Annotated in this window: 19 protein-coding genes; 6 read left to right on the plus strand and 13 right to left on the minus strand. The window is 64.8% G+C overall.

Annotation, left to right across the window (positions count from 1 at the left end):
* Positions 1–73: 73 nt before the first annotated feature.
* Positions 74–961: a LysR family transcriptional regulator gene (locus BM315_RS10970; protein WP_090500801.1), complete on the minus strand. Its 888-nt coding sequence runs from the start codon at positions 959–961 to the stop codon at positions 74–76.
* A gap of 111 nt (positions 962–1,072) precedes the next feature.
* Between BM315_RS10970 and BM315_RS10975 the strand changes: the two genes are divergently transcribed.
* Positions 1,073–1,498 carry a VOC family protein gene (locus BM315_RS10975; RefSeq protein ID WP_090500803.1) on the plus strand — a complete coding sequence of 142 codons (426 nt, stop codon included), beginning with the start codon at positions 1,073–1,075 and terminating at the stop codon, positions 1,496–1,498.
* A gap of 8 nt (positions 1,499–1,506) precedes the next feature.
* Here BM315_RS10975 and BM315_RS10980 read toward each other — a convergent pair whose 3' ends face one another.
* Genes BM315_RS10980 through BM315_RS11000 form a run of 5 tightly spaced genes read right to left on the minus strand, consistent with a single transcriptional unit; the run spans position 1,507 to position 5,489 of the window.
* Positions 1,507–2,142, minus strand: a complete 636-nt coding sequence (locus BM315_RS10980) for an SCO family protein (protein WP_090500804.1) — start codon at positions 2,140–2,142, stop codon at positions 1,507–1,509.
* Between the two features lie 11 nt (positions 2,143–2,153).
* Positions 2,154–3,053: a heme o synthase gene (gene cyoE / locus BM315_RS10985; protein WP_090500806.1), complete on the minus strand. Its 900-nt coding sequence runs from the start codon at positions 3,051–3,053 to the stop codon at positions 2,154–2,156.
* Positions 3,054–3,070: 17 nt separating this feature from the next.
* Positions 3,071–4,177 (minus strand): COX15/CtaA family protein, encoded by a 1,107-nt coding sequence (locus BM315_RS10990; protein ID WP_483153964.1) that lies wholly within the window; start codon positions 4,175–4,177, stop codon positions 3,071–3,073.
* A gap of 21 nt (positions 4,178–4,198) precedes the next feature.
* Positions 4,199–4,783 carry a hypothetical protein gene (locus BM315_RS10995; protein ID WP_090500811.1) on the minus strand — a complete coding sequence of 195 codons (585 nt, stop codon included), beginning with the start codon at positions 4,781–4,783 and terminating at the stop codon, positions 4,199–4,201.
* Positions 4,758–5,489, minus strand: coding sequence for an SURF1 family protein (locus BM315_RS11000; protein ID WP_090500973.1), 732 nt, complete (start codon positions 5,487–5,489; stop codon positions 4,758–4,760). The genes BM315_RS10995 and BM315_RS11000 overlap by 26 nt, the downstream gene beginning before the upstream one ends.
* A gap of 75 nt (positions 5,490–5,564) precedes the next feature.
* On the opposite strand from BM315_RS11000, the gene BM315_RS11005 reads away from it, so the two are divergent.
* A complete protein-coding gene (locus BM315_RS11005; protein ID WP_090500813.1) occupies positions 5,565–5,768 on the plus strand; it encodes a twin transmembrane helix small protein in 204 nt (67 codons plus the stop codon).
* A gap of 18 nt (positions 5,769–5,786) precedes the next feature.
* Here BM315_RS11005 and BM315_RS11010 read toward each other — a convergent pair whose 3' ends face one another.
* The 4 genes from BM315_RS11010 to coxB are packed head-to-tail and all read right to left on the minus strand — an operon-like array spanning position 5,787 to position 9,993.
* Positions 5,787–6,674 carry a cytochrome c oxidase subunit 3 gene (locus BM315_RS11010; protein WP_090500815.1) on the minus strand — a complete coding sequence of 296 codons (888 nt, stop codon included), beginning with the start codon at positions 6,672–6,674 and terminating at the stop codon, positions 5,787–5,789.
* 41 nt (positions 6,675–6,715) lie between these two features.
* Positions 6,716–7,267 (minus strand): cytochrome c oxidase assembly protein, encoded by a 552-nt coding sequence (locus tag BM315_RS11015; RefSeq protein ID WP_090500817.1) that lies wholly within the window; start codon positions 7,265–7,267, stop codon positions 6,716–6,718.
* 12 nt (positions 7,268–7,279) lie between these two features.
* Positions 7,280–8,863: a cytochrome c oxidase subunit I gene (ctaD, locus tag BM315_RS11020; protein ID WP_090500819.1), complete on the minus strand. Its 1,584-nt coding sequence runs from the start codon at positions 8,861–8,863 to the stop codon at positions 7,280–7,282.
* Between the two features lie 5 nt (positions 8,864–8,868).
* On the minus strand, positions 8,869–9,993 hold the full coding sequence (gene coxB / locus BM315_RS11025; protein ID WP_090500821.1) for a cytochrome c oxidase subunit II: 1,125 nt from the start codon (positions 9,991–9,993) through the stop codon (positions 8,869–8,871).
* 352 nt (positions 9,994–10,345) lie between these two features.
* On the opposite strand from coxB, the gene BM315_RS11030 reads away from it, so the two are divergent.
* A complete protein-coding gene (locus BM315_RS11030; protein ID WP_090500824.1) occupies positions 10,346–11,002 on the plus strand; it encodes a hypothetical protein in 657 nt (218 codons plus the stop codon).
* A gap of 141 nt (positions 11,003–11,143) precedes the next feature.
* On the opposite strand, the gene pgi is transcribed toward BM315_RS11030, so the two are convergent.
* The 3 genes from pgi to BM315_RS11045 form a co-directional block, all read right to left on the minus strand.
* Positions 11,144–12,808 (minus strand): glucose-6-phosphate isomerase, encoded by a 1,665-nt coding sequence (gene pgi, locus BM315_RS11035; protein ID WP_090500826.1) that lies wholly within the window; start codon positions 12,806–12,808, stop codon positions 11,144–11,146.
* A 33-nt stretch (positions 12,809–12,841) separates the two neighbouring features.
* Positions 12,842–13,783, minus strand: coding sequence for a carbohydrate kinase family protein (locus BM315_RS11040; RefSeq protein WP_090500828.1), 942 nt, complete (start codon positions 13,781–13,783; stop codon positions 12,842–12,844).
* A 323-nt stretch (positions 13,784–14,106) separates the two neighbouring features.
* The gene (locus BM315_RS11045; RefSeq protein ID WP_090500830.1) at positions 14,107–15,681 is read right to left on the minus strand and encodes a carbohydrate porin; all 1,575 of its coding nucleotides are present in this window, start codon (positions 15,679–15,681) and stop codon (positions 14,107–14,109) included.
* A gap of 166 nt (positions 15,682–15,847) precedes the next feature.
* Between BM315_RS11045 and BM315_RS11050 the strand changes: the two genes are divergently transcribed.
* The 3 genes from BM315_RS11050 to BM315_RS11060 are packed head-to-tail and all read left to right on the plus strand — an operon-like array spanning position 15,848 to position 18,946.
* Entirely contained in the window at positions 15,848–17,122 is a 1,275-nt protein-coding gene (locus BM315_RS11050) for an ABC transporter substrate-binding protein (RefSeq protein WP_090500832.1), read from the plus strand.
* A 16-nt stretch (positions 17,123–17,138) separates the two neighbouring features.
* Entirely contained in the window at positions 17,139–18,104 is a 966-nt protein-coding gene (locus BM315_RS11055) for a carbohydrate ABC transporter permease (RefSeq protein ID WP_090500834.1), read from the plus strand.
* A complete protein-coding gene (locus BM315_RS11060; protein WP_090500836.1) occupies positions 18,104–18,946 on the plus strand; it encodes a carbohydrate ABC transporter permease in 843 nt (280 codons plus the stop codon). The genes BM315_RS11055 and BM315_RS11060 overlap by 1 nt, the downstream gene beginning before the upstream one ends.
* The last annotated feature ends 7 nt before the right edge of the window (positions 18,947–18,953 follow it).

The raw sequence follows: 18,953 nt of genomic DNA on the forward strand, positions 1-18,953 counted from the left end.
CCCGCTCCCGTAGCGGGCTTTTTCTTGTCGGCAAGTCGTTCTGGTGTGCACGACCTAGGCGGCCCCGCGCACCCTAGGGTGCTGGGTAGGGTGCGCCGTGCGCACCAGCTTCCAGCAGGCATTCCAGCAGACAGTCCAGCGCCGGCTGGCGCTGCGCCCGGCGCAGCAGCGCGATCAGTTCGCGGTGAAAGGTCAGTTCGCCCAGTTCCAGCACCCGCAGCCGGGTCGGCCGCTGCAACCACAGGCCGGCGCACGGGACCAGCGAGACGCCGAGGCCGCACTCGACCATGCGCACTATGGCCTCCAGCTCGTCCAGCTCCAGCGCCTCCTGCACGCTCAGGCGCTGCTCGCGGAGGAACTGGCTGACCAGTCGGCCACCGAAGGAGCGGCGGTCGTAACGCACGAACGGCTGCCTGGCGAGGATCTGCAGCGGGTCGTCGCCGGCAACGCTCAATGGCGTGATCAGGACGAAAGGTTCGCGCGCCAGGCCGATCTGCAGCAGTTCCTTGGGCAACTCGAACGGCGGCTTGATCAGCAGCGCCAGGTCCAGTTCGCCGGCATCCACCCGGCTCAGCAGATCGAGCGACACACCGGGCACCAGCTTCAGTTCGACCCGCGGCGCCAGTGCCCGAAAGCGTGGCAGGGCGTCGGGCAGCATGCCGGTCTGCAGGCTGGCGATGGCGCCGACCCTCAGCTCGCCCTGCCACTCGGCCGCGGCGGTCGGCAGGGCCATCTGCGTATAGAGCGCGAGCATCTGCTCGGCCAGGGGCAGCGCGTGCCGGCCGGCGCCATTGAGCACGGCGGCGCGGCCGCTGCGGTCGAACAGGCGCACACCCAGGCTCTGCTCCAACACGCGCATCTGCGCGCTGACCGCCGACTGGGTCAGGCCAACCTGCTGACCGGCGGCAGCGAAGGTGCCATGGCGGGCGACCATCACGAAGGTTCTCAACTCGCGCAACATAGCGGGCTCGACTGATCAATTTTGTTTGTGCTTGCGAACAAGGATATTCGCTTTCAATCAGTAATGCTGTTGCTGAGAATTGGCCGGACATCGACCATCAGGAGTCTCGCCATGGCACTCGCCCCCTTCCACCTGGCCATTCCCGTCCACGACCTGGCTGCGGCCCGGCACTTCTACGGCGAGGTATTCGGCTGCGCCGAAGGCCGCAGCAGCGAGCACTGGGTGGACTTCGACTTCTTCGGCCACCAGTTGGTGATCCACCAGGCGCCGCAGATGGACTACCAAAGAGCCGCGCACAGCAACCCGGTGGACGGCCACGAGGTGCCGGTGCCGCATTTCGGCGTGGTGCTGGGCTGGCAGGATTGGCAGCAATTGGCCGAGCGGCTAAAGGCCAGGCACACCCGCTTCGTCATCGAGCCTTACGTGCGCTTCGCGGGCCAGGTCGGCGAGCAGGCCACCCTGTTCCTCCTCGACCCCAGCGGCAACGCCCTGGAGTTCAAGGCGTTCAAGGATAGGTCCCAACTGTTCGCCAAGTAGCCCATCGATCACTTCAGCGGATTGATCAACCCCGGCAACTGCGCCGCCAGTTTTGCGTTGTTCAACGGCGCGCGGATGAAGCCGCGCTGGGTACCGTCCGGGCCGATGATCACCAGGTTGCCGCTGTGGTCGACGGTGTAGTTTTCCTGGCTGGTATCGGCCGGGATATAGGGAATGCTCAGCGCATTGGCGAACTTCTGCAGGTTGGCTTCCTCACCGGTCAGGCCGATGAAGCCGGCATCGAAGTAGGCCAGGTATTTCTTCAACTGCTCCGGGGTGTCGCGCTTGGGGTCGACGCTGACCAGCACCACCCGCAGGTTGGCGCGGGTTTGCTCCGGCAACTGGCCCTGCAGCTGGCGCAGTTGGGCGAGGGTCGCCGGGCAGATGTCCGGACAGAAGGTGTAGCCGAAAAACAGCAGGCTCCACTGCTCCTTGAGCTGATCGACCGCCACCGTCTGGCCATTCTGGTCGATCAGGCTCAGTTCCGGCAGCGCACGGCTCTGCGGCAGCAGCACGATGCCGGCATCCAGCAGCGCGGTCGGGTCACCCTGACCCTTGCTGGTCAACACCTTGTTGACGGTGAGGCCGAGGACCAGGGCGATGACGGCGACGAGGATGAAAACGGTTTTCTGGGTTCGGGTCATGACACCAACGATTACAGGTTGAGCAGCAGGTAATGGTCGAGCAACAGGGCGATGAACAGCAGGAACAGGTACCAGATACTGTACTTGAAGGTGTTGATCGCCGCGTGCGGTTTGCTGTCACGGTACAGCACCCAGGCCCAGTGCAGGAAGCGCCCGCCCAGGCCGATGGCGCAGACCAGGTAGAGCAGGCCGCTCATGTGGATGGCGTAGGGCAGCAGGCTGACGGCGAACAGCGCGCCGGTGTAGAGCAGGATGTGCACCTTGGTGTAATGCTCGCCATGGGTCACCGGCAGCATCGGGATGTTGGCTTTGGCGTATTCGGCCTTGCGGTGAATGGCCAGGGCCCAGAAGTGCGGCGGGGTCCAGGCGAAGATGATCAGCACCAGCAGCAGCGGCTCGGCGGTCAGCTCGCCGGTGACCGCGACCCAGCCAAGCAGCGGCGGCGCGGCACCGGCCAGGCCGCCGATGACGATGTTCTGCGGCGTGGCGCGCTTGAGAAAGCCGGTATAGATCACCGCATAGCCGAGCAGCGAGGCCAGGGTCAGCCAGGCGGCCAGCTCGTTGGTGAAGACCAGCAGCAGGCTGAGGCCGGCCACCGCCAGCAGCAGGGCGAAACTCAGCGCCGCCAGCGGGGTGACCCGGCCTTCGGCCAACGGGCGCTTGTGGGTGCGCGCCATGATCGAGTCGATACGCCGATCCACCACATGATTGACCGCCGCCGCCCCTCCGGCGCACAGGCCGATGCCCAGGTTGCCGAACACCAGCACCGTCCAGGGCACGCCGGCGCGGGTAGCGAGGAACATGCCGACCAGCGAGGTGATCAGCATCAGCACCACCACCTTGGGCTTGGTCAGTTCCAGGTAGTCGCGCCAGCTGGCGTGGGCATGATGTTCGCGCAGTAGAGTAGCCATGGGGTCTCTCCTTGTTGTTATGGGCGGGGCAGCTCGAGGCTGCCATGCTCTTGTGGGGTCGACCGGGCGGTCATCCGTGTTGGCCGCGGAGCCATCGGTGTGTCGGTCTTCGCGGTCGAGGTCGCGATCACAGGGGAGCGTACTCGGTAGTTGACCAGCACCAGAGTCAGCAGCAACAGCGCACCACCGGCGTTATGCGCCACCGCCACCAGCAGCGGCAGATGGAACACCACGTTGCTGATGCCCAGGCCGATCTGCGCGCCCAGCGCCAGCAGCAGCAAGCCGGCCAGGCGCGACAAGCCGGCGCGGCGCAGGCGCCAGGCCAGGAGCAGCAGCACCAGAGCCACCACCAGCGCGCCGAGACGATGGCTCATGTGGATGGCCGTGCGCGCGGCGCTGTCGAGCTGGCCGCCGAGGTAGTTCGGACCGATATGCTGGGTCAGGTGAAAACCGTTGGCGAAATCCATCGCCGGCCACCATTCGCCGTGACAGGTCGGCAGATCCACGCAGGCGACCGCCGCATAGTTGCTACTGACCCAGCCACCGAGGGCGATCTGGCCGATCACCAGCAGCAGGCCGAGCGCGGCCAGGCTGCGCAGGCGCGCGGAAGGCCTGGGCAACGGCGCGGCGGCGCCGGACAGGCGCGGGTGCAACCGCAGGCACAACAGGAACAGCAGGCTGAGGGTGGCAAAACCACCGAGCAAATGGCCGGTCACCACTTGCGGCCAGAGCTTCAGGGTGACCGTCCACATACCGAAGGCCCCTTGCAGGATCACCAGCCCGAGCAGCAACAGCGGCAGTTTCAACGGTTGCCCCGGCTCGCCGCGACGACGCAGCGCCTGTACCGCCAGGGCCAGGATCACCAGACCGAGGCTGCCGGCAAAATAGCGGTGGATCATCTCGTACCAGCCCTTGGCCACCTCCACCGGCGCCTCGGGGAAGCGCACCTCGGCCAGCGCCTGCTGCTGCTCGCTCATCGGCACCGCGAGAAAGCCGTAGCAACCCGGCCAATCGGGGCAACCCAGCCCCGCGTGGGTCAATCGGGTATAGGCGCCGAGCAGCACCACCACCACGGCCAGCAGGGTGGCGAACAAGGCCAGGCGATAACCGGGTTTGCCCATCATCAAGTTCCTTGTTGCTGCGCGTCAGCCGATCTGGGAAATCTTCAGCAAATGCCGCAGGTCGTTGAGAATCGCCTTGCCCTGGCTGCGGCTGTCGTAACGCAGCACCAGATTGCCGTGCGGATCGACTATCCAGAGTTGCGCCCCTTCGACTTTGCCGGCGCTTTCGGCATAGACCCGGGGCTCCAGTCGATAGCGGCTCAACTGCGGAAATTCGCGACGCAGCAACGCGTCATAGTCATCGGCCAGGGGCTGGGCGCTGGCCAGGGCATGGGAGGCCCGGGCGGTATCCCGATTGAGGCCGATATGAATCTGCCGGGCGAGAAACACCAGTTGCTTGCAGTCCGCATCGCAGACGCCCGCCACTGTCACCAGCAGCTGCCAGCGCACTTCCTGCGCGCCGCTCACGCCGAGATCCGCGCGGGTCTGGCCGTTGCCGATCAGCTCGCCGTGGTAGCTGCGGGTTTCCGGCACCCAGAAGCGCCATTGGTACATGGCGCTGGCCAGGATCATCGGGCCGATAACCACGGCGAGAATCATGACTAGCTGCAGGCGCCCACGGCGACGGCGGCTGGCTGACGCGTCAGGCAGAGTGATGGCTGGGTTCATGGCGAGTCTCCCGCGCGTTGTGCAAACCTAAATAGACGAACAGGCCGAGCAAAGCCGTTGCCAGAGCGAACCATTGAACAGCATAGCCCAGGTGCTTGTCCGGGCTCATGGCGACCACCGGCCAGTCGACCCGCAACGACCCGGGGCCGGGCTGCAGCCGCAGCTCGAACGGCAAGCCCGCGCGACCCAATTGCCGCCAGAGTTCGTCCGGCTTGACCGCGCCTATCACCCGCGGCCAGGCACTGCTCTGCGGCCCCTGCTGCAGTTGCAGGGCCTCGCCCAGGGGTACGTACACCCTGGCCTGCAGCCGTAGCGGCGTGTCGGGGGTGGCGAAGGTCGGGGTTATCCGGCGATCCGGCCAGGGCAGCCAGCCGCGATTGAGCAACAGCCACTGGCCGCTGGCCTGGTCATGGAAGGGTTGCAGGACTTCGACGCCGGCCTGGCCATCACGGGTGCGGTTATCCAGCAGGAAACTGTGCCGCGCATCGAAGTAGCCCTGCAGCTGGACCCGTACATAGGCAGGATCGGCAAGCTTTGCCAGCTCGGCGATAGCGATAGGTGCGGCCAGTTGCCGAGCCTGATGGGCCGCCAGCAATTGGCGCTTTTCCTCGGCACGCGCCAGTTGCCAGAAACCCAGGCCGATCAGCCCGGGCAACAGCAGCAGCACCAGCAGACTGGGCAGCCAGCCGGGGCGAAAGGCGCTCATCGCGTACGCGCCGAAGCCCGGGCCAAGCTGGTTATACTGCATCTGCAAGACATTCCCCTCCCCCCGGAGTTACGCATGCTCAAGGTCGCAATCGTCCTCTTGCTGTTGGCCACCGTGGTCAGTCTGTTCAGCGGCCTGTTCTTTCTGGTCAAGGACGAGGGCCGCTCCTCCCGCGTGGTCAACTCCCTGACCGTTCGGGTCACGCTCACCGCCCTGACTGTAGCCCTGATTGCCTGGGGCTTCTACAGCGGCCAACTGGTGCCCCAGGTGACCTGGTAAGTAGCTTTGCCGCGAGTGTCAGAGCACATAAACGAAGGTGAACAGGCCGATCCACACCACGTCGACGAAGTGCCAGTACCAGGCGGCGGCCTCGAAGCCGAAGTGATGCTCAGGGCTGAAGTGGCCACGCATCACGCGAACCAGCATCACCGTCAGCATGATCGCCCCCAGGGTGACGTGAGCGCCGTGAAAACCGGTGAGCATGAAGAAGGTCGCGCCATAGATGCCCGAGCCCAGGGTCAGGCCCAGTTCGGTATAGGCATGGATGTACTCTTCGGCCTGGAACACCAGGAACGCCGCGCCAAGGATCAGGGTCAGCGCCAGCCAGAGGGTCAGCGGCTTGCGCTGGTTCTTGCGCAGGGCGTGGTGGGCAAAGGTCAGGGTGAAGCTGGAGCTCACCAACAGCACGGTGTTGAGCAAGGGCAAACCCCAGGCGCTGATGATCCCGCTGGGCGCCGGGTAGAGCTTGGGATCCGGGGTGTCGAGCAACGGCCAGCTGTACTCGAAGCCCGGCCAGAGCATGTTGGCGATACCCTTGTCGCCCTCGCCACCCAGCCAGGGCCCGGCGAAGGTACGCACGTAGAACAGCACGCCGAAGAAGGCGGCGAAGAACATCACCTCGGAGAAGATGAACCAGCTCATGCCCCAGCGGAACGAGAGGTCCATCTGCGGGCTGTACAGGCCGGAACGGCTTTCCTTGATCACGGTGCCGAACCAGCCGAACAGCATGTAGGCGAGGAACAGGCCGCCGACGAAGAAGATCAGCGGGCCGTTGGAGTCGGCCCGCTCGGCCTTGAGGTCGTTGAACCAGGTGCCGAGCCCGACGACCGTGATCAGCAAGCCGAGGGTGGCGATAATCGGCCACTTGCTCTGGGCGGGAACGTAGTACTGCTCATGAGCTGCCATCTTTGTTCTCCTTATTGGCCCGCCGGTTATTGGCCCACCGGTTATTGGCCCACCTGGGCTACAGGCGGTTTACTCGCAGTGATATCGAACAGGGTGTAGGCCAGGGTCAGGTGGCGTACATCTGCCGGCAGATCCCGGTCGACGATGAAACGCACCGGCATTTCGATACGCTCGCCCGGCTGCAGTACCTGCTGGGTAAAGCAAAAGCATTCGGTCTTGTGGAAATACGCGGCCGCCTTGGAGGGCGCGACGCTGGGAATCGCCTGGGCGGTCATCGGCCTGTCCGTGGGGTTGTGCGCGACGAACACCATCTGCGTGCTGTCGCCCGGATGCACCGCCACCTCATCGGCCATGGGGCGGAACTCCCAGACCATATCGGCCGCATTGGTCGCGAGAAACTGCACACGCACCCGGCGCGCTTCGTCCACGCCTTGCTCCCCGGCCTCGTAGGCGCCGGCGGTCTTGCCGTTGATGCCGAAGGCCTGGCACATCACGTCGTAGATCGGCACCAGGGCGAAACCGAAGCCGAACATCGCCACCACCACCAATGACAGGCGGATAACCAGGCGGCGAATCGACAGGGCTTCGCTCATGGCCGCGGCTCCTTACTTCACGTCCGGCGGGGTCTGGAAGGTGTGGTAGGGCGCCGGCGACGGTATCGTCCACTCCAGCCCCTCGGCACCGTCCCAGGGCTTGGCCGCTGCCGGCTGGCCGCCACGGATGCACTTGATGACGATGAACAGGAACAGCAACTGGGTCGCGCCGAACATGAAGGCGCCGATGCTCGAGACCATGTTGAAGTTGGCGAACATCATGTTGTAGTCGGGGATGCGCCGCGGCATGCCGGCCAGGCCGACGAAGTGCATGGGGAAGAACGCCAGGTTCATGCCGACGAAGCTCATCCAGAAGTGCAGCTTGCCGAGGGTTTCGTCGTACATGTGCCCGGTCCACTTCGGCAGCCAGTAGTAGGCCGAGGCGAAGATGCCGAAGATCGCCCCCGGCACCAGCACGTAGTGGAAGTGCGCCACCACGAAGTAGGTGTCGTGGTACTGGAAGTCCGCCGGGGCGATGGCCAGCATCAGGCCGGAGAAACCGCCGATGGTGAACAGGATGACGAAGGCCACCGAGAACAGCATCGGCGTCTCGAAGGTCATCGAACCCTGCCACATGGTGCTGGCCCAGTTGAACACCTTCACCCCGGTCGGCACGGCGATCAGCATGGTGGCATACATGAAGAACAGCTCGCCGGTCAGCGGAATGCCGACGGTGAACATGTGGTGCGCCCACACGATAAAAGACAGGAAGGCGATCGACGCCGTGGCATAGACCATCGAGGTGTAGCCGAACAGCGGCTTGCGGGCGAAGGCCGGGATGATCGAGCTGACCGCGCCGAAGGCCGGCAGGATCATGATGTACACCTCGGGGTGGCCGAAGAACCAGAACACGTGCTGGAACAGCACCGGGTCGCCGCCGCCGGCGGCACTGAAGAAGCTGGTGCCGAAGTGGATGTCCATCAGCATCATGGTCACGCAACCGGCCAGCACCGGCATCACCGCGATCAGCAGGAAGGCGGTGATCAGCCAGGTCCAGACGAACAGCGGCATCTTCATCAGGGTCATGCCGGGGGCGCGCAGGTTGAGGATGGTGGCGACCACGTTGATCGCCCCCATGATCGAACTGATGCCCATCAGGTGCACGGCGAAGATGAAGAAGGTCACGCTTTCCGGCGCGTAGGTGGTGGACAGCGGGGCGTAGAAGGTCCAGCCGAAGTTGGGCCCGCCGCCCTCCATGAACAGGGTGCTGACCAGCATGCCGAAGGCCGCCGGCAGCAGCCAGAAGCTGAAGTTGTTCATCCGCGGCAGGGCCATGTCCGGCGCGCCGATCATCAGCGGGATCATCCAGTTGGCCAGGCCGACGAAGGCCGGCATCACCGCGCCGAAGACCATGATCAGGCCGTGCATGGTGGTCATCTGGTTGAAGAACTCCGGCTGCACGATCTGCAGACCCGGCTGGAACAACTCGGCGCGAATCACCATGGCCATGGTTCCACCGAGGAGGAACATGGCGAAGCTGAACCACAGGTACATGGTGCCGATGTCTTTGTGGTTGGTGGTCAGCACCCAGCGCATCAGGCCCTTGGCCGGGCCATGGTGGTGGTCAGTATGACCGTGGTCGATCACTGCACTCATGTCCCTTACTCCTGAGCCTGTTTGAACGCGAGAACCTCTTGCGGCGTGACCATGTCACCCACCTTGTTGCCCCAGGCGTTGCGTTCGTAGGTGATGATCGCGGCCAGATCGACTTCCGAGAGTTGCTTGCCGAAGGCGGCCATGGAGGTGCCCGGCTTGCCGTTGACCACTATGGCGATATGCTCCGCAGCCGGGCCGGTGGCGATGGCCGAGCCCTTGAGCGCCGGGAACATCGGCGGCAAGCCTTCGCCGGTAGGCTGGTGGCAGGCCGCGCAGGAGGTGTTGTAGGCCTTCTCGCCGCGAGCCAGCAGCTCATCCAGGGTCCATTCCTTGCTGGTCAGCTCCTTATCGGCGGCCGCCAGCTGTTTGCGCTCGGTCAGCCAGGCGGCGAAGTCGTCTTTCGACTTGGCCTCGACCACCACCGGCATGAAGCCGTGATCCTTGCCGCACAGCTCGGTGCATTGGCCGCGGTAAATGCCCGGCTCGTCGATGCGGGTCCAGGACTCGTTGATGAAGCCGGGAATCGCGTCCTTCTTCACCGCCAGGGCCGGCACCCACCAGGAGTGGATCACGTCGGCGGCGGTGATGAGGAAGCGCACCTTGGTGCCGACCGGCACCACCAGCGGCTCGTCGACCTCGAGCAGATAGTGCTCGCCCTTGGCGGCGCGATTGTCGATCTGCTCTTTCGGCGTGGCCATGTTGCTGAAGAACTCGACGTCCTGGCCCAGGTATTTGTAGTGCCACTTCCACTGGTAGCCGGTGATCTGGATGTCCAGTTCGGATTCCGAGCTGTCGTAGATTTCGATCAGGGTCTTGGTCGCCGGAATGGCCATCAGCACCAGAATCACCAGCGGCACCACGGTCCAGAGGATCTCCACCGTGGTGCTTTCGTGAAAGTGCGCGGGCTGCTGCCCGGTCGAGCGGCGGTGGACCAGCATCGACCAGAACATCGCGCCGAATACCACCACGCCGATCACGACGCAGATCCAGAAAATGGTCATGTGCAAGTCAAACACCGAGCGACTGACCTCGGTAGCTCCGGGCGCCATATTGACCGTCCAGCTGGCGTGCGCCGAACTGAATGCCAAGCACAGCAGGAGGCTCATCCAAACGCGTGGATGTCGCATCATTGCGGGTTCCCCTTATCGTTCTTGTTATCCCGCCGGCGGACTTGCAGCAAAAGGATCGAGCGCCATACAACTGTCGAAACCTCTCCGTGCCGAAGCCCTTCCGGTGTTACCAAGTACTGCCCTTCGGGTTCGAGTATAGACGGCGACTTCGGCCTGGCAACGTCAACACGAAAATGACCAAATGCCGCGCAAGGCCTGTGCTAAACACTACGGTGGGGGGGAGCGAAAAATAATCGCCGAGGCAACGTTATAGCGGACTCGAATAACCATTAAAGAAATATGACAATTACGTCTTAGCTATCGTCTCCCAGCAGCTATGGTTCACGCCCATGTCCTTACTTCAGGAGTAGTCATGAACATCCCCGCATTACGCGAACTGATTCAGCACGCGAACCGACACGAAGCCGGCAGCAAGCAACTCTCTGCACAACTGGCCACGCAACTGGAACACCTGCACCCCTCCATCCGCCTGCCCGACACCGACACCCTCGGGGTGCTCACGCGCTTTGTCAGCGCCTATATCGAACAGGTTCCCGATGTCCTTGAGGCGGCCAACCAGGTCGCCCGCGAAGCCGGCATCGAGGCGCAGATCAAGCCGGTGCTGAAGGTCGCCGAGCAGTTCTTTCTGCAGCCGCCCGCACTGATCAGCGGGCATGACGGCCTCGACGGCCTGCTCGACGAGGCCTACCTGGCCCATCGCCTGGTCGAGGAGGTCAACGACCGCTACATCACCCACCTGGGCCAGCCATTGATTCCGCTGAACACCACGGTGGCCAACCTGATCGCCCATCAGCTGATCGGCGAACCCTTCGCCAATCAGCTGGACGAAGCCGTGCATCACGCGGTGGATGGCATGCTCGACGAGGCCAGCTTCGATCAGGCCTCGGTACGCGCCTATCGCGAGCGCCTGAGCGACCCGCAAACCGAAGCCGCCTGGAAGCGCTGGCCCTGCCTGTCTGGCCAGCTGGGTGTCGAGTTACAGCTGGATGAATCGCGCGCGGCGGGCTGAGGTGCTCCTGATCGTTCTTGTTGCGGGAAACCGACGGCTTCTGTGAGGCCTCGATGCGCGCAGCCGCCCCTGTCGAGCGGCTGAACCGGTCGGGCTGAGCATTGGCAGGATGCGCTGTGCCGCGGCCCCGGCGCTGCCCGATCAGCCGCGATGACGGCCGCGGAAGAACTCGACCAGACCCTGGGTAGAGCCGTCCTCGGCAGCGTCTTTCGCACTGCCGACCAGGCGCGCATAGACACCCTGACCGAGCTGCTTGCCCAGTTCCACGCCCCACTGGTCGAAGGCGTTGGTGCCCCAGATCGCGCTCTGGGCGAACACCTTGTGCTCGTACAGGGCGATCAGGGCGCCCAGGCGTCCCGGGCTGACCCGCTCGAGCACCAGGGTGTTGCTCGGCCGATTGCCGGGGATCACCTTGTGCGGCGCCAGGCGCTGCACCTGGTCGTCGTCGACGCCCTGGGCACGCAGCTCGGCTTCGGCTTCGGCGCGGGATTTGCCGAGCATCAATGCCTGGCTCTGCGACAGGCAGTTGGCGAACAGCCACTGGTGGTGGTCGGCGACCGGGTTGTAGCTGCTCACCGGCACGATGAAGTCCGCCGGGATCAGCGCGGTGCCCTGGTGCAGCAGCTGGTGATAGGCGTGCTGGCCGTTGCAGCCGACACCGCCCCAGATCACCGGGCCGCTGGCCGTGGTCACCGGGCTGCCGTCCTGGCGCACGCGCTTGCCGTTGGATTCCATGTCCAGCTGCTGCAAATGCTTGGTGATGTTTCTCAGGTAATGGTCGTACGGCAGGATCGCGTGGCTCTGCGCGCCCCAGAAATTGCCGTACCAGATGCCCAGCAGGGCCAGCAGCACCGGCATGTTGCGTTCGAAGGGCGCGCTCTGGAAGTGCTGGTCCATGCGGTAGGCACCGGCCAGCAGTTCCTTGAAATTGGAGATGCCGATCGACAGGGCGATCGGCAGGCCGATGGCCGACCACAGCGAGTAGCGCCCGCCGACCCAGTCCCACATCGGCAGGATGTTCTCCTCGCGGATACCGAAGGCCATGGCCGCCTCACGGTTGCTGGATACGGCCATGAAGTGCCGGTGCAACTCGGTCTCGCTGCCGCCCTGGGCCAGGTACCAGCTGCGCGCGGCCTGCGCGTTCTTCAGGGTTTCCAGGGTGTTGAAGGTCTTCGACGAGACGATGAACAGGGTGGTTTCGGCGTGCAGCTTGGCGGCCAGTTCATGGAACGAGCTGCCGTCGATATTGGCCAGGTAATGGCAGCGCACCCCGCGCTGGGCGAACGGCAGCAAGGCCTCAGAGACCAGTTGCGGGCCGAGGAAGGAGCCGCCGATGCCGATATTCACCACATCGGTGATCGGCTTTTCCGTGTAGCCACGCCACAGGCCGTTGTGCACCCGGCCGACCAGTTCGCTCATGCGCTTGAGCACGCGCTGCACCTCGGGCATCACGTCGACCCCGTCGACCAATACCCGGTCGCCGATCGGCCGGCGCAAGGCGGTGTGCAGGGCCGGACGCTGTTCCGAGCCATTGACCAGGGCGCCGTCGAACAGATCGCGGATCGCCGGCTGCAGTCCAGCCTCCTCGGCCAGGCCGACCAGCAGTTCGCGGGTGCGGGTGTCGATCAGGTTCTTCGAGTAGTCGAGAAACAGACCGCAGTCGTTCAGCGAGAACGTGGCGAAGCGCTGGGGATCCGCGGCGAAGACCTGGCGCAGGCTGAAATCGTCGAGCTGTTCGCGGTGCGCGGCGAGGGCCTGCCAACTGGCCAGGCGGGTGACATCAATGGATGAGGCAGAGTGCGGCATATCGGCTCCTGGGGGGCGAGGGGGGCAGGTCGATCAAAACGCTTCGAGTTCGTGCCAGTGCGGCAGGTCCGGGCCGACCCGCGAACAGGTCAGCGCCGCGGCCCCGACCGCCAGCCCGAGCATGGCGTCGAGCTGTTCGCGGGATATCCCGGCCAGCCCCGACGGGCTGTCCAGGCCATGGCGGGACAGGTAGGCAAGCAAGGCGGCCTGAAAGGTATCGCCGGCACCGACCGTGTCGCGGGTCTGCACCGCAACGGCCGGCACCGACCAGTGGCCATGGGCGCGGCTGTGTACGCTGGCGCCAGCGCCGCCGTGGGTCAGGCACACCAGCTGGCAACGCTGGCCGAGCCAACGCTGGGCCACGGCCTGCGGGTCTTGGTCGGGGTAGAGCAGGCTCAGGTCCTCCTCACTGACCTTGATCAGGTGGGCGTAGGCGGCGAAGGCCTCGATACGCCGGCGCCACAGGGCGATATCCGGCTCGACGTTGAGCCGCACATTGGGGTCGAGGCTGATCAGGCGCCGCTCGGATTCGCGGCCGACCAGCTCGAACAGGGTGTCGGCGACCGGGGTGACCACCAGCGAATAGGAGCCGACATGCAGGCCGCGCACCCGCTCGCTCAGCTGCGGCAGGTGCTCGCGGCGCAGCTGGCGGTCGGCGCAGCCCTCGCCGCGGAACGAATACTGCGGCGAACCCTGGGCATCCACTCCGACCATGGCCAGGGTGGTCGGTGCGACGCTGGCGATCAGGTAATCGCCGCACACCCCCTCCTCGGCCAGCACTAGGCGCAGGCGGGCGCCGAGGTAGTCGCCGGATATGCCGGTGAACAGCGCCGCCTCGCTGCCGAGGCGGCGCAAACCGACCGCCACGTTGAACGGCGAGCCGCCGGCCAGCGCCTTGAACGCCAGCTCGCTGCTGCGCGCGCCGGGTCCCAGGCTGAAGAAATCGAACAGGGCTTCGCCACAGACCAAGTACATGGGATGTCTCCACATCGATAGATAATTGAAAAGGCTACGTCCCCATTGCGTGTTGCAAGGCGATCAGCCGTTGGGTCGGGAGCGTAGTCTGAGGAGCAAAGCGACGAAGCCCAACGAGACATGCCACTGCCTGTTGGGCTTCGCTGCGCTCAGCGCCAACCTACCCGCGTGCGCCCGGCCCCAGACCTGCACTGGTGCGCACGGCGCACCCTACCCATGCATGCAACAGTTAACGAGCACATGACCACTGGAAAACTGCTGCGTTCGGCCAGGGCGTAGCGCCTGGGGCTTTTCCGCCGTCCGTGGCGCCACGGGCGTGGGTGTTAGAACCAGGTTTCCATCTGCACGCCGAACTGCCAGAGACCACCGGCCTGGAAGCCATCCTCGCCGAAGGCGTCTGAGTCGCTGTAGTTATCCAGATCCGCCGACCAGTCCATCAGGCTGGCGAACACCCGCAGCTCGGGGCGGGTGAAGAAGCCGCCCATGTCGGGCTTGAACGTCGGCGCCACGGTCAGTTTCCAGAAGCTGCCATCGACCGCATTGCGCTGCTGATAACCTTTGGGGTCGAGGTCCATGGTTTGCCAGCTCATTTCATAGACCATCTCGAAGTTGCTGCTGACTTCCTTGGCCAGGCGCAGATTGAGGGTCATCCAGCGGTAATCGTCGCCGCCGACGTAGCGGTCCTGGCTTTGCTCGGCGAGCAGGCTGGGGGCGATCCGCCAGCCACGGGCCAGCGGTGTCTGGCCATAGAGCGCCAGGCGCAAGGCCTTGGCGTCGTCGAGCAGCTCTCCATCCGAGCCCAGGTTCTTGACCTCTGCACCGAGGCCCTGGCCATACAGCAGCGCCGTCTTGAAGAAGCCCTCGCGGCCGAAGAAGCCCTTCTGGTGATGGGCCAGCATACTCTGCACGCCGGAGTCGGCGGGGGTCAGCCCGGCAGCGTTGCTGCGGGTATCGTTCTTGTTCGCGCCTATGGCATTGAGCATCCACTGCCAGCGGCCGTCGGCGAAGAACTGGTTGGACGTGAGGATGTAGCTTTCCACGTCACCGTCACCGCCAGTGGCGCTGAAGTCGCCGTAATCGCGGCCCATCAGGGAGAAGTTGGAACGCCAGTTGTCGCCGAGCTGCAGGTCGTAGATGCCGCCGCCGGTACCGGCCAGATAGACCACATCCGAGTCCAGCCAATGGATGTCGAAGGTATCCCGGTCGTAGCGCTTGCCCGCCCACAGGCTGGCATTTTCCAGCATGGGGTTGCCCTTGAAGGCGGCGATATGGTCGAGGGCGGCATACACCTGGCGCACGTTCAGGCTGCTTTCTGCGGCCGTCCAGTCGTTGGAGGTTTCCACCCCGTCGGCAATCGACACTGTGACTTTGGAGCGGGTGCCGTTCTCGGCATGCAGCTCTTTCGACAGGTCGATACGCATATAGGTATCGTCTTCGTTGCCGAGCCGCCCAACGGCGCCGCCAACCGAACCGGCCGGCGTAACATAGGGGCCGCCACGTCCGCCGCTCAGCCCTTCGCCGACCAGCAGTCCGGAGCGGGCATAGCCGTTGAAGCTGAAGCCGTTGGTCAGCTTGCTGGGGTTCTGGGTCTCGCTACGGCCGAGCTTTTCCAGGGCCTCCTGGCGGGCTTCGACTTTTGCCAGGCGAGCATCCAGAACGGGCGCCGTTGCCTGCGCCGAGGCGGAAAGATCGGGGCTGCCGCCCTTGAGCCGCTGCAGCTCAAGGGCGATGGCCTGGGCTTGTTGTTCGGCAGCGGACGCACGCATTTCAGCGGCGCTGGCTCTGGCTTCCAGCGCGAGCATACGCTCTTCCAGGGTCATGGGGCTGGCGGCCAGGGCCGAGACCGTTGCCGAACTGCTGAGCAGGCCGGCCAGTAGATATCGTGCTGCGTGCTGCATGGGTCTACCTCTATTTGTTTTTATTCTGTATTCCAATCCGCCCCTGATCCGGTGCTCGGGGAATGGCCGGATACCGGGAAAATTGGAGGTGTACATCCGCGGATGTGCTGCTATATTAGCGATGTTAACGTTATCTTCAACAAAAATAAAAATTCCTGAGGTTCTTATGCAACGACTGAAAGCGGCTCTTCCCGCGGCTCTGCTGATGCTCTGCAGCGGCCTGCCTGCACTCGCCAACGCGGCCAACCTGACCATTTCCTGCGGCGCCGTGGGCGCCGAATTGCAGCTGTGCAAGGAAGCCGTCGAAGCCTGGTCGAAACAGACCGGGCACAGCGTCGAGGTGGTGTCGACGCCCAATTCGGCGACCGAGCGCTTGTCCTTCTATCAGCAGATTCTCAGCGCCCAATCGGCCGACATCGACATCATCCAGATCGACGTGGTCTGGCCCGGCATGCTCGCCAATCACCTGCTCGACCTGCATGAAGTACTGCCAGCCAACGCCACCCAGGGCTATTTCCAGGCGCAGCTGGACAACGCCACCGTCGACGGCCGGCTGGTGAGCATGCCCTGGTTCACCGACTCGGGCCTGCTCTACTACCGCAAGGATCTGCTGGAAAAACACGGCAAGCCGGTGCCGCAAACCTGGGACGAACTCACCACCACCGCACGCAGCATCCAGCAGGCCGAGCGCGAGGCCGGCAACGCCAATCTGTGGGGCTATGTGTTCCAGGGCCGCGCCTACGAGGGCCTGACCTGCAACGCCCTGGAGTGGATCGGCAGCCAGCCCGGCGGCGGCTTGATCGATGCCCAGGGCAATATCCAGGTCGACAGCCCGGCCACGCGCACCGCCCTGACCCTGGCCAAGAGCTGGGTCGGCGATATCTCCCCGCGCGGCGTGCTCAACTACACCGAAGAAGAAGGCCGCGGCGTGTTCCAGTCCAGCAATGCGCTGTTCATGCGCAACTGGCCCTATGCCTGGGCCCTGGTGCAGAGCCCGGAGAGCGCGATCAAGGGCCAGGTCGGCATCGCCCCGCTGCCCAAGGGCGGCGAGAACGGCAGCCATGCCTCGACCCTCGGCGGCTGGGGCTTGTCGGTGTCGCGCTACAGCGCCGAGCCCAAGCTCGCCGGCGAACTGGTGGCCTACCTGACCAGCGCCCAGCAGCAGAAGCGCCGTGCCCTGGTCGGCGCCTACAACCCGGTGATCGAATCGCTCTACGAAGACCCCGAGCTGCTCGCGGCGATGCCCTATTACAGCCAACTGCGCACCATTCTCGATGCAGGCGTGATGCGCCCCGCGGCAATCACCGCCGACCGCTACCCACGGGTATCCAATGCCCTGTTCGACCGCGTGCACGGCGTACTCTCCGGCGAGGCCCCCGTCGATCAGGCGGTGACCGAGCTGGGCAGCGATCTCAAGCGCATCAAGCGCCGCAACTGGTAACCGCCAAGGAACTGCCATGACGACCTCTATCTCCCGGGCCCAGCCGTTCTACGACGAGCCCCTACCCATTAAGGAAACGCCCGTGCAGCGCCGGCGCATCCGCGCCGCCTGGCTGTTTCTGACGCCGATGCTGCTGTGCCTGTTGCTGGTGGCCGGCTGGCCGTTGCTGCGCACCTTCTGGTTCAGCCTGACCGATACCAGCCTTAGCGACGCCGGGGCCGGGGCCTTCATCGGCCTGAGCAACTACCTGGCCATTGATGGCGATGGCTGGTCGGGCATCCTGGTCGACCCGCTGTGGTGGCAGGCCGTGCGCAACACCCTGCACTTCACCGCGGTGTCGGTGAGCCTTGAGATCTGCATCGGCCTGGCGGTGGCCCTGTTGCTCAACGTCCGCTTCACCGGCCGGGCGCTGGTGCGCGCCATGATCCTGATCCCCTGGGCAATTCCCACCATCGTCTCGGCGAAGATCTGGGCCTGGATGCTCAACGACCAGTTCGGCATCATCAATCACCTGATGCTCGGCCTCGGCCTGATCGACGCGCCCCTGGCCTGGACCGCCGACGCCAGCCTGTCGATGTGGGCGGTGATCATGGTCGATGTGTGGAAGACCGTGCCCTTCGTTGCACTGCTGATGCTGGCCGCCTTGCAGATGCTGCCGGGCGATTGCTACGAGGCCGCCCGGGTCGACGGCGTGCACCCGCTCAAGGTGTTCTGGCGGGTCACCCTGCCGTTGTTGATGCCGGCGCTGCTGGTAGCGGCGATCTTCCGCATCCTCGACTCGTTGCGGGTGTTCGACGTCATCTATGTGCTGACCTCGAACTCCTCATCGACCATGAGCATGTCGATCTACGCCCGCCAGCAACTGGTGGAATTCCAGGACGTCGGCTACGGCAGCGCCGCCTCGACCCTGCTGTTCCTGATAGTGGCGGTGATCGCCGTGCTTTATCTCTACCTCGGCCGCCGTCAGATGGAGGTGCGCTGATGAGCCTGCGCTTACTGAAAAAAACACTGCTGCGCCTGGGCTTCTGCGTCGCCATTGGCATCCTGCTGCTGTACGCGGTATTCCCCTTCTACTACGCGGTGCTGACCTCGCTGAAACCGTCCAGCGCCCTGTTCCAGGTGAGCTACTGGCTCGATAAGCCGGACTTCTCTAACTACACCGCGGTGTTGCAGCAGGCGTCGTTCCTGCAGGCCATCGGCAACTCGGTATTCGTCGCCATCTGCGTGGTGGCGCTGGCGCTGTTCCTCAGCCTGACCGCCGCCTACGCCCTGGGCAGGGTCAAGTTCCGCGGCCGCGGGACTGTACTGCTGCTGGTGCTGGGGGTGTCGATGTTTCCCCAGGTCGCGGTGCTTTCCGGGCTGTTCGAGGTGATCCGCGCCCTCGGCCTGTACAACAGCGCCTGGGCGCTGATCCTCAGCTACACCATCTTCACCCTGCCGTTCACCGTCTGGGTGCTGACCACCTTTATCGGGCAACTGCCCGGCGAACTGGAAGAGGCGGCGATCATGGACGGCGCCTCGCCCTGGGTGGCGCTGACCCGGGTGCTGCTGCCGCTGCTCTGGCCGGCGCTGGTGACCACCGGCCTGCTGGCGTTTATCGCCGCCTGGAACGAGTTCCTCTTCGCCCTGACCTTCACCCTGACCGACCAGGAACGCACGGTGCCGGTGGCGATCGCGCTGATTTCCGGCGGCAGCCAGCACGAGCTGCCCTGGGGCCTGCTGATGGCCGCCTCGGTAATAGTCACAGTGCCCCTGGTGCTGCTGGTGCTGGTGTTCCAGCGGCGCATCGTCTCCGGCCTCACCACCGGCGCGCTCAAGGGCTGACCCCACA

Source organism: Pseudomonas borbori, assembly GCF_900115555.1.
GTDB classification, from domain to species: Bacteria; Pseudomonadota; Gammaproteobacteria; order Pseudomonadales; family Pseudomonadaceae; genus Aquipseudomonas; species Aquipseudomonas borbori.